This window comes from Salibacterium sp. K-3 (assembly GCF_054052005.1).
The window spans coordinates 129,718-142,888 of sequence record NZ_JBSVZE010000002.1 but is presented as its reverse complement, the minus strand read 5'-3'; the positions used below and the strand labels follow the sequence as shown (position 1 = coordinate 142,888).

Here is a 13,171-nt window from a genome sequence, read left to right as displayed (position 1 = left end):
GAGGTAGAAGAATATGACACGGTATCTTGTAACAGGAGGAGCCGGATTTGTCGGCTCTCATATCGTAAAAGCGCTGGCACACAGGGGAGACCATGTTGCTGCGTTGGATAACTTCAGTACCGGAAACAAAAATAGATGGAAAGAGTTACGTGGAAAGGTGGAATGTATCGAGGGTGATATTACGGATAAAAGCACCCTGGAAGCGGTCATCCAGAAGGGAGATGTCATCTTTCACGAAGCGGCGCTTCCTTCCGTGCCAAAATCGGTCAAAGCCCCGCTTCGGACAAATGAAGTGAACATTACAGGCACACTGAACGTGTTGCAGACGGCCGTTGAAAACAAGGCCGATCGGGTCATCTATGCAGCGTCTTCATCGGCGTACGGAGACAGTGAAGTGCTGCCGAAACGCGAAGAAATGAAAACAGAGCCGTTATCGCCGTACGGTGTCGCGAAATATGCAGGAGAGCACTACTGCAGGGCGTATCATGCGGTATTCGGTCTGCAGACGATATCACTTCGTTATTTTAATGTATTCGGTCCTTCCCAGGATCCACATTCCGAATATGCCGCGGTGATTCCAGGTTTCATAGAGGCAGTGCTGAACGACCGCCGGCCCGTCATTTATGGAGACGGCACGCAGTCCAGAGATTTCACGTATGTCGACAACGTCGTGTTGGCAAATCTCTTGGCAGCTGAAGCTGACGGACTGAAAGGGCAGGTCGTTAATATCGGCACCGGAGAGAGAATTACGGTGAATGAACTGGCGGAAGCGGTCAACGCCTGCCTGGGGAAAAATACAGCGCCCCGCTATGAACCGGCCCGCCCCGGTGACGTGAAGCATTCGCTTGCAGATACGAATGCGGCATCGTCGCTTCTTGGCTATCAGCCAACCGTATCGTTTCAGGAGGGCTTAAAACGAACAGTCGAATGGTATAAAGAAAATAACTCAGGGTGATCACTGCGGTTTCCCTGAGCTTTTTTCGTTGAGGATTTTTTTCATTTCATGTGTATTGCCGTACGCGCTGCAGTACCTGTGGGCGAGTTTGGCGTTACGCCTGTAGTGGAGCGGCCGGCCGCCTTTGCTGGAAGGATGGTGAAGATGAAAGACAGCTCCGGGGATTCGTTCATGCGGTCCGCAGAGGGTGTCGACAGCGCAGGCGAACGCATCATCCTCCCCGCCCCAGCCGATGAATCGTTCATCAAATCCGCCCGCCTGAAAAAAGCAGGATCTTAAAAGCACGTTGATTCCGCCATAAGGGAGCTGCTTGCCATCCTGAACGGAACCGCCCCGCATCTGCACTGGAAACGGGCGGGAAGAGGGGCGCTTCAGCAGCGCATCGGTCTGGGGTCTGGTCAAATTTCTGACTTCGGTATAGGGAATGACCCACGGATGCTGCGTGAGCAGCCGGACGGCTTTCTGAAGCACAGCCGGAGGGCAGATGATGTCGGAATCGATAATGGCCAGCACATCCCCTCCGGCTTTGTCCGCTCCGTCATTCACGGCAGCGGCTTTGCAGAAAGGAGATCCCTGACTTTCGCCGATGCAGACGTCGGCATGTTTTATCTGATGTTGGTAAAAGGACCTTACCCACTGAAACACCCGTTCTCTCGGGCCGTTGTCAGTTTGGAAAGGAAGAATGATGGATAGGGAGGCACTCATAGCGGTCTCCTTTTTTTAAAAAGTGTTCCTTCATAGATATGCAGACCGCAGCTTAAACGTTTCCCGCAGGATAAAAGCCGTTTCCGGGGAAGTCGGCGGGCCATAGGATGAAAGGGAATGGATCCTGTTTTTGGAACAGGAGAAAGGAGAGAGGAGAAAACAATCATGACGATACATGCAGGTATTATCGGGCTGGGATATGTCGGCCTGCCCCTGGCGATGCTGCTGATAGAAAAAGGGTGCATGGTCACCGGGGTGGATATTGACCAGGGAAAGACCGCGTCCTTGTCCCGTTATAAAAGCTATATTCCCGACATTACGGACGCTGAAGTGAAAAAGGCGGTAACGTCCGGGAGGCTGCAATTATCCAATTATTATGATGCATTGAAACAGACCAACGTTGTCATCATCTGTGTTCCCACTCCGTTAACAGAAACGGGGGAACCGGAGCTTCGCTATATTAAGGATGTCGGCCGCGCCCTCGGCAGCAGGTTGCAGAACAACCAACTCGTGATTCTGGAGAGCTCTACGTACCCGGGGACGACACGGGATATTCTGACACCGCTCCTGGAGAACAAGAACCGGCGTGCCGGGACGGATTTTTATGTCGGTTATTCGCCGGAACGGGTGGATCCGGGAAACAAAGACATGAAAATCGAGGAGATACCAAAAGTCATCAGCGGCGTGACCGAAGCATGCCGCAAGAAAACAGAGGCGTTCTATGAGACGATCTTTGAAACGATTGTCCCTGTCACAGCGGTAGAAACCGCGGAACTGTCCAAACTGCTCGAAAACAGCTACCGGTACCTGAATATTTCTTTTATGAATGAAATGGCTGTGCTGTGTGACCGCATGAATATCAACATTTGGGACGCGCTTCATGCCGCAGGTACAAAACCGTACGGATTCCAGCCGTTTTATCCAGGGCCGGGAGCGGGCGGACACTGTATTCCGGTGGATCCGGTGTATCTGCAGTGGGCCTGCCGCCATCACGGGCTGCCGAGCCGGTTTATCACCCTTTCTGAACAAACCAACGATTCGATCACAGATTACATCAGCCGGTCCATCCAGCAGCATATCAAAAAACGTAAGCCGGTGGCGGAAGCTTCCATCCTGATTTGCGGCATCTCCTACAAAAAAGATTCGACCGACGTCAGACACTCCCCCGGGATCCAATTGTTTCAGCACCTGAAAGAGACTGGTGCCGAGGTGGCGTACACGGATTCCTACGTGCCGTCTGTCACCATAGACAGCAACAGCTGCCGGAGCATGGAACTCACCCGTCAAAACCTGTCCGCCATCGACTGTGCGGTCATTGTGCAGCCACATTCCACCCTGCCGCTGAAAAAAATTCTGGATAGCGTACCGCTCGTCTATGATACAAGAAATGCCGTGCAAGGCATGGACGGTACCGCGGAAGTGGTGGTTCTAGGAGGAGGGGGTATGCCTTGATTTCTGTTATCACATGCACGATCCGGGATCACATGATGGAGCAGGTGTTTCAGAATTACGCCGGTCAGAAGCTGAAGCACAAAGAACTGATTATTGTTCTGAATAAAGACAATATGGACGTAAGGAAATGGAAGAAAAAAGCTGCACAGTATCCCGGGGTGAAACTTTTGCAGCTGCCGGAGAAGGCAACAGTCGGAGAGTGCAAAAATACCGCCATCGACCACGCTGCCTATCCACTCCTTGCGAAAATGGATGATGATGACTATTACAGCCCCTATTATCTGCCGGATATGTGGCGGGCTTACCGGAAAAAGAAGCCGGACATTATCGGCAAAAGCTCCGTCTATTACTATTTTGCTGCATCCGGTAAACTGAGGCTGTTTGATACCGGAAACGAAAACAGATGGACGGAATGGACGGCTGATTCGACGCTTGTTTTCACGAAAGACGTTTGGAAACGCATCCCGTTTCGGGAAAAGGACGCCGGCACGGATCAAGTATTTCAGCAGGAAGCCCGGAAAAAAGGGATCCGTCTGTTTTCCACCGACCGCTGGAATCATGTGATTATCCGCAGCAGCAATCCCCGTGATCACACGTGGCAGGTGGCGGACCACGATCTGTTCCGGGTAACCCGCCGCGTGCGCTGCCATACCGGCTGGAAAAGCTGTGTCACCCGAAGGCGTTGATCAGAAAGGAATCGCAAAACGCCGGAAATACCAGTTGTCATCATAGGTCCGGCGTGCGTTGTATTCCTTTCTCAGCGCATCCGCTCCGTCCTGCCGGACTTTCTTTTCGAGTGAATAGGCGTCGCCCCCTGCCAGCTTTCTGCAGCGGTGAACACGGCGCGTATTAAAGTGGAGGCAGGCGGTGCGCAGAAGGTTATAGGAAATATCTGTTTCTTCCACCTGGTAGGGGTGGGTGTTACGGAATACGTGCTGTACGGTGACCGAAGGCAGCACACTGCACCGCCACCCGAAAAGCCAGAGTTTGATGGAGAGTTCAATGTCCTCCAGTCCCCACCGTTTTAATCCCTCATCGAAACCGCTGACATCCTCGAACACGTGCCGGGAAAGAAGAAAGCAGCCGCCCGGAACGACGGGGATGTCGGTGAGTTTTGCTTTTTTCGTCAGCCACTGGATGGAAAGATCGGGTTTCAATGTCTGTCCGTATCCAATAGACCGTAGGTTGGCCGTGTCGGCAATCGCCGGGCAGACGACATCCGTTTCCCCATTTTGCAGTGGGAAAAGCAGTTTATCAATCCAGTAATCATGGAAAAAAAGATGGGCATCGCAGAAGGCGAGATAGGTACCCGACGCATGGTCCGCCCCGAGATTGCGGGCATTGGCTGCTCCGATCCCGCGGGTGCGGATCCTTTTCACCCGGTCATGATCCGGTTTTTCTGCAAGGAAATCACAACAGCCGTCGCTGGAGCCGTCATCGACAACAATCACTTCATATGTCTGCCGGGTCCGGCAGGCAGCCAGCGAATCCAGCGTATCCTTCACATGCCGGCCCTCGTTTTTCGCAGGGAATATAACCGATATCAAGGGAGAAGTCATAAGTGCAGCGCTCCTTTACGTTCCTTCGCTATTCATCGTATGTCACGGTGGAAAGGATGTGAGGAGCGTTTTTTGTGCCTGTTCGATAAAAGTTCCATGTATTCGCTGCTGCATACGCTGGAAACGCGAGGTGGCGGATGAGAAGACCGAATCAGCGCTTATAGTACCATTTCGCATCTATCGCAGGGATCAAACGTCACCAACGGCTGGCAGTTGTTCATAGGTATAACGACAGAAGCCGTGACTGTCGTTTCGTATCGCTTTCCCTTATAATAGGAACCGTAAGAGTGTAAAAAGGAGGAACTATGCATGAAATATCGCACATTAGGAAAAACAGGCATGGATGTTTCGGTTATCGGTATGGGAACGTGGCAGTTCGGCGGAGAGTGGGGCAAGGACTATACCCAGCCCGAAGTGGACGCCATCTTTGATAAGGCAAGAGAGACAGGGATCAACCTGATTGACACAGCGGAATGCTACGGGGATCACCTGTCGGAGGAATTTATCGGACGCGCGATTGAAAGAGACCGGGAAAACTGGGTGCTCGCGACGAAATTCGGACATAAGTTTCATCATCTGTATGAGCGGACCCGTCATTTCGCGGCGGATGAGGTTCGGCAGCAGCTCGAGGATTCGCTGCGCGCGCTCCGTACCGACTACATCGATCTGTATCAGCTTCATTCCGGTGTCGGGGAGGAGTTTGACAACGACGAACTCTGGACAATGCTTGACAAGCAGAAGCAGGAAGGCAAAATCCGCCACATCGGGCTTTCCATCGGAAAAAAAGAAGACAGCTATCAGACGAAAAAAGCTTCCGAGGTGGGGGGCGAAACCATTCAGGTCGTGTACAACCGGCTGGACCGTTCGCCCGAAGAAGAAGTGCTGCCGTCCTGCGAAGAACAGAATCTCGGGGTGATGGCCCGCGTTCCAATGGCAAGCGGCTATTTGAGCGGCAAATACAAACCGGGGGCTATATTTGCGGACAATGATGTGCGCCACCGCCATGACAAGGACGAGACGCGCCGGACGCTTGAAAAGGTCGAAGAACTGGCGGAAAATGAAGTGCCGGAAGGCGTTCCGATGGCACAGTGGGCGCTCGCCTGGTGCCTGAAACACGAAGCCGTGACAACCGTCATCCCAGGCTGCAAGAACCCGGACCAGGTGGCTTCCAACGCAGCGGCAGCGGATCTTGAGATGGTCAGCGGCAGCCATCCGCAGTCGGTGTAATATGGAGCACGCTGTGAAAGCTGTAATCTTCGACTTTGACGGACTGATTATGGACACCGAAACGAGACAGTACGACGTGCTGCAGGAATTGTTTATCGAGCACGGAAGTGACCTGCCGCTTGAGGTGTGGCAGCAGGAGATCGGCACCTCCACCGGTCTTACCCCGGCCGACTATCTGGCTGCGCGCACCGGGAAGCTCGTGGAGCAGGAACCGTTTCTGAAACTGCTGGAAGAGCGCTTTCTGGAACGCCTCACCCACGAAGCGGCACGGCCGGGCGTGCACGACCGACTTCGCGAGGCCCGGGATATGGGTCTTGCGGTTGGTCTGGCCTCGAGTTCCGATTACGACTGGGTCTCGAGGCATCTGAAGCATCTGGGGCTGTTTGAGTATTTCACCTGCATCCGGACCTCTGATGATGTGGAGCACGTAAAACCGGACCCGGCGCTGTACGATCAGACCGCCGCCTGTCTCGGGGTGGAACCGGCGGAATGCCTCGTCTTTGAGGATTCCGCGAACGGAGCGCTTGCCGCGGAACGTGCCGGCATGCGCTGCGTGATTGTACCCAATAAAGTGACCGAAAGCCTGGAGTTTGGCCGCGTCGACCGCCGCCTTGCTTCGATGGAAGACGCGACACTCGGTGACCTCCTGGCATCCCTCTAACCTGCTGCCTGAGCGCAGCAGGTTTTTTTACGGATCATTTTGTCATTGAAAATGTCCATAATCAGAGGATACGGGACATTTGAGAGCGGGATCCGGGGAAAGTGGGAAGAAAAAGAAAATACCAGCCACATGACCGGCGCCGGCGCTGTAAACGGTCCAATATCAAATAGTAATGGACATCTTAAAAACCAAAATGTCCCGTTTCCGCTTAAGGAGGATGCATTTACGAATCGAAGCCCCCGTTCTATACTATGTCATGCATATACATAGTAAAGGAGACCGATCTCATGATCCGGCAGACAAAAAAAGCATTGCTCTTGATCGGCGGTACGGTATCAGTGATCCTGGGGTTTATAGGCATTGTACTGCCGCTGCTCCCGACGACGCCGTTTCTGCTGCTCGCCGCCTGGTGTTACGCGAAATCGTCGCAGAAACTGTACGACCGGCTGCTTGGCACCAAATGGCTCGGTACCTATATCGAGCAGTACCGATCGCACCGGGCGCTTCCGATGAAAACGAAATGGACAGCGGTGCTCGTACTGTGGGGCAGTGCCTCCTATTCGATACTCTTTCTGGTGCCGCTTCTCTTCGTGCAGATTCTTCTCACCGGAGTGGTGCTGTATATTACGTATTTTATTTTTTCCTTAAATACGTTACGCTGAATAAAGAAGGAAAAGTGATAATTAATCGGGAATATAGTATAATACGTAATAACAGAGGAAAGGAGGAAGCTGCTGGTGAACATGGCAACGATTGGAACAAACTGGATTACAGAGGCTTTTATTGAAGCAGCCCGTGGTGTGGCATCGTTCCGGCTGTATGCGGTTTACTCCAGGGATGAAGAGCGTGCGCGGGCGTTTGCGGCCAAAAATGAAGCCGATACATATTACTCCTGCCTCGATGCAATGTTTGCCGATGAACAGATTGACGCCGTCTACATCGCAAGTCCGACCCGCTATCATGCCGAACAGGCGGAAGCGGCGATGGAGCAGGGCAAACATGTTCTCTGTGAGAAACCGCTCTGCAGTAATGAAACCGAAGCCAGGCGCCTGTTTGAGACGGCCCGCCGCAACAACGTGGTGCTGATGGAAGCGGTGAAAAATCTTTACACCCCCGGTTTTCAAAAGGTGAAGGAATGGCTGCCGAAAGCAGGAACCATAAGAAAAGCAGTCTTCAGTTTCTGCCAGTATTCCAGCCGTTATGACGCCTATTTAAACGGAGAGGTGCTGAATGCGTTCAAGCCTTCCCTATCCAACGGCGCAACGATGGATATCGGCGTGTACTGCCTGCATCCGCTGCAGCGCCTTTTCGGCGAACCGAATGAGGTGAAAGCGTCCGGCCACGTGCTTGAAAGCGGCGTGGACGGGGAAACGAATGTCCTTCTTTCGTATAACGGCATGGATGCGGTCGTTTCGTACTCAAAAATCACCGCCTCACAGAGCACAAGTGAAATTCAGGGCGAAACCGGAACCCTTTATATCGAAACGATCCATGAGATGCAGCAGCTGACGTTCGTCCCGGTAAAAGGGGAGATGGAAACAACAACGGTTGATCAGAAGCACCCGGACATGTATTATGAAGCGGCACATTTTATCGAAGCCTGTGAAAACAGGGACACAACAGCAATAAATGATCACGATTCGCAGATGGTAATGCGTCAGACAGACCGGATCCGTAAGGACCTGGGTGTCGTGTTTGAGGCGGACCAGGCGTTTGCGTGACGGAAAAAGAAGCAGTCCAGCGCGTGGCTGCTTCTTTTTGTACGTGTTTTTACTAAATACAAGGAGGCTTCACTCATGAGAAAAACCGAATGTACCATCACCGACGGAAAAAAGCAGATCACCGTGCAGCCGTCAGCCATGACGATATTTTTGCAGGGAAAGATGGTGGAAGCCTGGGATAAAGCGGGAAACGTCTACTACATGATGTTTTTCAAGGATGAATACTTGACTACGATGAAGGCGGAGAGCGTGCGGCGGCGTTCCTTTCTGGAAAAAGGGAGCCGGTATGGCGCTGTATATAAGGCCCCCCATCCCTTCATCCATGAGATTTTGTCCGGCCGGACGTCTTTTCCGAAACGAAGCCTGAGCCAGCTCCGCGGCAAGTTCCAGAGCCAGCATACCTACCAGGAAACCGCCCGCATGCTCACCTTTTTCGATACGTTCACGTCCAAGAAAGACCTGTTTCAGGATATTCAGTCGTACTACTATCAACACCGCCGCAGCGGCCAGTTGTTCCTGGGATACCGGATACTCCGTGTCCTGCTCGACTTCACTCCGAAACACAGCTGGGTCAAACAACTCGCCAACGACATGGAGTTTTCCACCTTTAAAGACATGTACCAGCGGATGGCGCCGGAATTATGGGAAAAGGACCCCCTTTTTATGGAGAAGGCCTGCTATTATGAACGCAAAGATCCGGATAAGGCGGCGCAGCTGCTCCGCTTTCTGAAAGAAGAAAAACGCTGGGTCGACGCCTTTTCTCTTATGATCGACCAGATCCGGCGGGAAGGAGACGGCGGCGCTTCTTACGACGAGCTGATGCAGTGGCTGAACCTGTATTATGATAAAGAGGAACAGCAGCTGATTCTGGAAGATATATATGAAAAATGCGGGTCGGCGGAGCGTCTCCGCGAGGATCTGCTTCACCTTTATCTTGGCCGCCACGACCTGGAAAAAACCCTTCGGCTGCTGCAGCGGCACGAACTGACGCTCACTGAAAAACAGGAGAACGCGCTGGAGGAGATGCTTGATACGGTGGACCTGAAAACAGCGGATATCTCCCTTGATGACCTTTCTTTCTATATCGCGTCGATGTATGAGACGGCTCCCCGCAAAGCGGAAAAAGTGCTTCACACCTGCGTGAATGAACTTCTGGCCGAGCGCCCGCTGCCGGAGGTGCTGGCATGGCTTGCTCCGATACGGGAGAAAACACAGGCCTCTCCGGTCATTCAGCAGATCGAAAAAATGAAAACCTACCGCGAAGATCCGGAAAAACAGCGGGAGCTTGGTGAAATGCTGTATGACTTTAACCAGCTCGATCAGGCCATTGACTGCTTCAGCTGGGAAATGGAGATGAACACGACCGACCCCGAACCGGTACGCTGGCTTTCAAAAATTTACCTCGACCTCGGCAGGGACGAAGAATCAAAAGCATACCAGGATCTTTACAGAAAAATGCAGAAAGCCAACGCCTAGTCCCACCCCCGATCGGAACGTTCCGGTCGGGAATTTTTATTTTGCTCTTTACAACAACTGAATGATTCTTTACACTGAATATTGTATTAGTAAATGTAATACAGATGATACAGAAAGCGGTCAAGCGGAGGAGGGGATGTTTTGTTTGAGCTTGATGTGCGGAGCCGGAAGCCGATTTATGAACAGCTGATCGACAATATCAAGGAACTGATCGTGACACGTGTGCTGCAGCCGGATGAAAAGCTGCCGTCGGTGCGGCATGTATCCAAAGACCTGACGATCAATCCGAATACGATTCAGAAAGCCTACCGCGAATTGGAACGGCAGGGATTTCTCTATTCGGCAAGCAGAAAGGGGTATTTTGTGGCGCCCATTGACTGGATTTCCAATGAGGGAAAACTGGAGGAAATGAAAGAACAGTTCCAGCCGCTTTTGAAAGAAGCAATCTATATGGGACTGACGAAAGACGAATTGATGCGCTGGTTTGAAGAAGCAGAAGAGGAAGGGGGAGACAGCGGTGATTGACGTACAGAATCTGACAAAAACATTTGAAAACGAGACGGCGGTTCATGATCTGAACCTTTCCGTCAAACAGGGCTCCATTTACGGGCTGCTCGGGTCGAACGGAGCCGGCAAGACGACGCTACTTAAAATGCTGGCCGGCATTTACCGGCAGGATGAAGGGAACGTCCATATAAAAGGGGAGCCGGTCTATGAAAACGTTCCGCTGAAACAGGACATTGTGTTCATTCCGGATACGCCGTATTTTCTTCCGCAGGCCTCGATTAAACAGATGGCCGACTATTACCGTTCCTTTTATCCGAACTGGAACGAGCAGCGTTACGCGAAGCTGCAGCAGGTGTTTCAGATCGATCCGAAACGTAAAATCCAGCGCCTGTCCAAAGGAATGAAACGACAGGTGGCATTCTGGCTCTCTCTGTCTGTGATGCCGGACGTGCTGATTCTCGATGAACCGATCGACGGACTCGATCCGGTGATGCGCCAGAAAATCAAAAATCTGCTGTTTCAGGATATCGCGGAACGGGAGGTGACGGTTATTATTTCCTCCCATAATCTGAGAGAAATAGAAGATATTTGCGATCATGTCGGGATCATGCACGAAGGCACCCTGCGGATCGAAAAAGAGCTGGATGAACTGAAATCCGATACCCACAAAATCCAGACCGCCTTTGATTCGGAAGAAACGAAAGAGAGTATGACCGCCGGCTTGAACATACTGCACGAAGAGAAACGGGGCAGCGTGTATCTATTGATTGTCCGTGGAAACCGCAGAGAGATCGAAAAGCACATAAGACCGTACGAACCGCTCGTTTTCGACTTACTGCCGCTGACCCTCGAAGAAATTTTCATTTATGAGATGGGAGGCATCGGCTATGAAATCGAAAGTGTCCTTCTTTAATGCCGGCATCCAGAAACAGAACGCCAAGCAGCACGGCTGGATCGGAATGATTTTTCTATTAAGCTGGTTGTTTATTGTACCGCTGCGGATGCTGCTGCTTGTAGATGGGGAAGACCAGCTGGACGCGGCCCGTATTAAGGATATCTATGATGTCGTTCAGACCCCGCAGTTGTTTGTCACGGTCGGTATTCCGGTTATAGCCGGTATTTTTCTGCTGCGTTATCTGCAGCTGCCGGATGCGGCGGATATGATGCACAGTCTTCCGATTAAACGTCATCATCTGCTCGCCAACCAGATGATCAGCGGTGTGGTCATGCTTGTCATCCCGATGGTCGTGACAGCGCTTCTCACCTGGCTGGCAGCGGAGTCCTATCCTCTGTATGAGAACCTCAGTGCCGGTGATATCTGGAGCTGGGCCGGACTTCATACGCTGATGGCGCTGTTTTTCTTTCTATTCACCGTGTTTACCGGAATGATGACCGGCATCTCTGTTGCCGCGGGCATTCTGGCGTTTATTCTCTTGATGCTTCCGCTTGGGCTTATTACGCTGATCAATGAGAATCTGGCTGTGTTTCTGTACGGTTTTGCCCCAAACTATGCATCCAGCACAGAACAGATTGCCCATTGGTCGCCGCTTGTCATGGCAGAAGAAGTGATGCGGGAAGAGCTGTCTGCCGGCCAGGTGATTGGATTTTTCGCCGGAGCGGTTGTGAGCGGGGCCCTTGCCTTTCTCCTTTACCGGTACCGGCACGTGGAAAGCGCCACCCAGGCGGTCACCTTTAAACCGCTTCAGCCGATCTTCAAATACGGCGTCACGTTCTGCTTTATGCTGGTCGGCGGACTGTATTTTTATCAGTACAACGATATCAGCTGGCTGTTGTTCGGATACCTGGTTGGTTCCCTGGCAGGATACTGCGCGGCGGAAATGATTCTCGCCAAAACGTGGCGGATTTTTCAGCCGAAACGGGCTGTCGGCTACGCCGTCTATGCGGTGGTTATTCTGATTGCCGGAGTGGCAGTGAATATGGACGTATTCGGATATGAAACGTCTGTACCGGAGGAAGAGGACATTCAAGGTGTCCATTTCGGCCATCATGTGCATCAATTGAACAGTCCGGAAAATAATGAGTCTTCGTTGTTCCATGAATCGGACAGTTATAAGGCGAAGGTCCGGGAGTTTCATGAAGCCGTCACGGAAGTCCAGCCCGAGGAGCGGACGGTCACTGGAGCGGCTCAGAACATGGTGTTTGCCTATAAAATGGAGGACGGCTCCATGAAAGTACGAAACTATGAAAATATTTCTACGGCAGAGCTGCAGGAAGAAGCCGCAGCAGTCATGGAGTCTGAACCGTATAAACTCAGCCAATTTCATCTTGAGGAGTTGAATAAAGACGTGGATCGTGTTCGGTTTGATATTTACCGGCAGCCGGGGTATTCCGAGCCGTTTTCTATTACCGATCCGGAAGAACTGGAAGAGTTGAAAGATATCTTAAGTTATGAAATTACTTCCTTGAGCTATGAAGAGATCCAGCATCAAAACAGAACGTGGGGGGACCTCGTTTTCTCGAAGCTGCCTGAAGAAGGGCAGCCCCGGGATGAACAATTAGGATTTGATATTCCGTGGCTGAAATCGTTCGAGGAACTCGACACGTGGCTGGAGAATAACGGCTACCTCGAGCAGGCGCGCCTCACTACAGGGGAAATTGAGACAATGAAGATGACGACGATTCCGGAAATTAGAAATCCGGAGGCCTTCCTGGAGGATGTATATTCCGAAGCGGCGCAGGATCAAGAGGTGAGCATAACGGAAGAAGGACAGATGGACACTGTCCTGAAGCATTTTGAAAGTTATCAGCCGCACCAGGAACAGGGCCCCTATATGGTTCAGATGGAAACGACAAATGGAAACAGAGTGTTTGGGGTGCTGGAAGAAGACGATCTGCCCGAAGAGATAGTATCCCAGCTTCAGTAAAGGAAAGCCTGCCGGATGTCCGG

13 protein-coding genes are annotated in these 13,171 nt (G+C 52.0%); 11 read left to right on the top strand and 2 right to left on the bottom strand.

Going from position 1 to position 13,171, the window contains the following annotated elements; genetic code table 11:
- Positions 1-13: 13 nt before the first annotated feature.
- Positions 14-955 carry an SDR family oxidoreductase gene (locus ACW9JV_RS12830; RefSeq protein ID WP_457335053.1) on the top strand — a complete coding sequence of 314 codons (942 nt, stop codon included), beginning with the start codon at positions 14-16 and terminating at the stop codon, positions 953-955.
- Here ACW9JV_RS12830 and ACW9JV_RS12825 read toward each other — a convergent pair whose 3' ends face one another.
- Complete coding sequence (locus ACW9JV_RS12825) at positions 956-1,660, bottom strand: glycosyltransferase family 2 protein (RefSeq protein ID WP_457335051.1); 705 nt, start codon at positions 1,658-1,660, stop codon at positions 956-958.
- A 165-nt stretch (positions 1,661-1,825) separates the two neighbouring features.
- On the opposite strand from ACW9JV_RS12825, the gene ACW9JV_RS12820 reads away from it, so the two are divergent.
- Positions 1,826-3,112, top strand: a complete 1,287-nt coding sequence (locus tag ACW9JV_RS12820) for a nucleotide sugar dehydrogenase (RefSeq protein WP_457335049.1) — start codon at positions 1,826-1,828, stop codon at positions 3,110-3,112.
- Positions 3,109-3,798, top strand: a complete 690-nt coding sequence (locus ACW9JV_RS12815; protein WP_457335047.1) for a glycosyltransferase — start codon at positions 3,109-3,111, stop codon at positions 3,796-3,798. Before ACW9JV_RS12820 ends, ACW9JV_RS12815 begins: the two co-directional genes overlap by 4 nt.
- On the opposite strand, the gene ACW9JV_RS12810 is transcribed toward ACW9JV_RS12815, so the two are convergent.
- On the bottom strand, positions 3,799-4,671 hold the full coding sequence (locus ACW9JV_RS12810) for a glycosyltransferase family 2 protein (RefSeq protein ID WP_457335045.1): 873 nt from the start codon (positions 4,669-4,671) through the stop codon (positions 3,799-3,801). It abuts the gene before it with no gap.
- 309 nt (positions 4,672-4,980) lie between these two features.
- Between ACW9JV_RS12810 and ACW9JV_RS12805 the strand changes: the two genes are divergently transcribed.
- From ACW9JV_RS12805 to ACW9JV_RS12770, 8 genes are all read left to right on the top strand, one after another.
- Positions 4,981-5,898 (top strand): aldo/keto reductase, encoded by a 918-nt coding sequence (locus tag ACW9JV_RS12805; protein ID WP_457335044.1) that lies wholly within the window; start codon positions 4,981-4,983, stop codon positions 5,896-5,898.
- A gap of 1 nt (position 5,899) precedes the next feature.
- Positions 5,900-6,559, top strand: a complete 660-nt coding sequence (locus ACW9JV_RS12800; RefSeq protein WP_457336050.1) for an HAD family hydrolase — start codon at positions 5,900-5,902, stop codon at positions 6,557-6,559.
- Between the two features lie 287 nt (positions 6,560-6,846).
- A complete protein-coding gene (locus ACW9JV_RS12795; RefSeq protein WP_457335042.1) occupies positions 6,847-7,221 on the top strand; it encodes a YbaN family protein in 375 nt (124 codons plus the stop codon).
- 72 nt (positions 7,222-7,293) lie between these two features.
- Positions 7,294-8,280, top strand: a complete 987-nt coding sequence (locus tag ACW9JV_RS12790) for a Gfo/Idh/MocA family protein (RefSeq protein WP_457336048.1) — start codon at positions 7,294-7,296, stop codon at positions 8,278-8,280.
- A gap of 75 nt (positions 8,281-8,355) precedes the next feature.
- On the top strand, positions 8,356-9,756 hold the full coding sequence (locus ACW9JV_RS12785; protein ID WP_457335040.1) for a tetratricopeptide repeat protein: 1,401 nt from the start codon (positions 8,356-8,358) through the stop codon (positions 9,754-9,756).
- Positions 9,757-9,897: 141 nt separating this feature from the next.
- A complete protein-coding gene (locus tag ACW9JV_RS12780; RefSeq protein ID WP_457335038.1) occupies positions 9,898-10,281 on the top strand; it encodes a GntR family transcriptional regulator in 384 nt (127 codons plus the stop codon).
- Complete coding sequence (locus ACW9JV_RS12775; RefSeq protein WP_457335036.1) at positions 10,274-11,176, top strand: ABC transporter ATP-binding protein; 903 nt, start codon at positions 10,274-10,276, stop codon at positions 11,174-11,176. Before ACW9JV_RS12780 ends, ACW9JV_RS12775 begins: the two co-directional genes overlap by 8 nt.
- A complete protein-coding gene (locus tag ACW9JV_RS12770) occupies positions 11,151-13,148 on the top strand; it encodes a sulfite exporter TauE/SafE family protein (protein ID WP_457335034.1) in 1,998 nt (665 codons plus the stop codon). Before ACW9JV_RS12775 ends, ACW9JV_RS12770 begins: the two co-directional genes overlap by 26 nt.
- Positions 13,149-13,171: the final 23 nt, after the last annotated feature.

What these genes read in the sequence shown, in the direction of transcription:
- ACW9JV_RS12830 (WP_457335053.1), top strand. Translation starts at nt 14, where the DNA reads ATGACACGGTATCTTGTAACAGGAGGAGCCGGATTTGTCGGCTCTCAT.
- ACW9JV_RS12825 (WP_457335051.1), bottom strand. Translation starts at nt 1,660, where the DNA reads ATGAGTGCCTCCCTATCCATCATTCTTCCTTTCCAAACTGACAACGGC.
- ACW9JV_RS12820 (WP_457335049.1), top strand. Translation starts at nt 1,826, where the DNA reads ATGACGATACATGCAGGTATTATCGGGCTGGGATATGTCGGCCTGCCC.
- ACW9JV_RS12810 (WP_457335045.1), bottom strand. Translation starts at nt 4,671, where the DNA reads ATGACTTCTCCCTTGATATCGGTTATATTCCCTGCGAAAAACGAGGGC.
- ACW9JV_RS12805 (WP_457335044.1), top strand. Translation starts at nt 4,981, where the DNA reads ATGAAATATCGCACATTAGGAAAAACAGGCATGGATGTTTCGGTTATC.
- ACW9JV_RS12800 (WP_457336050.1), top strand. Translation starts at nt 5,900, where the DNA reads ATGGAGCACGCTGTGAAAGCTGTAATCTTCGACTTTGACGGACTGATT.
- ACW9JV_RS12795 (WP_457335042.1), top strand. Translation starts at nt 6,847, where the DNA reads ATGATCCGGCAGACAAAAAAAGCATTGCTCTTGATCGGCGGTACGGTA.
- ACW9JV_RS12785 (WP_457335040.1), top strand. Translation starts at nt 8,356, where the DNA reads ATGAGAAAAACCGAATGTACCATCACCGACGGAAAAAAGCAGATCACC.
- ACW9JV_RS12770 (WP_457335034.1), top strand. Translation starts at nt 11,151, where the DNA reads ATGAAATCGAAAGTGTCCTTCTTTAATGCCGGCATCCAGAAACAGAAC.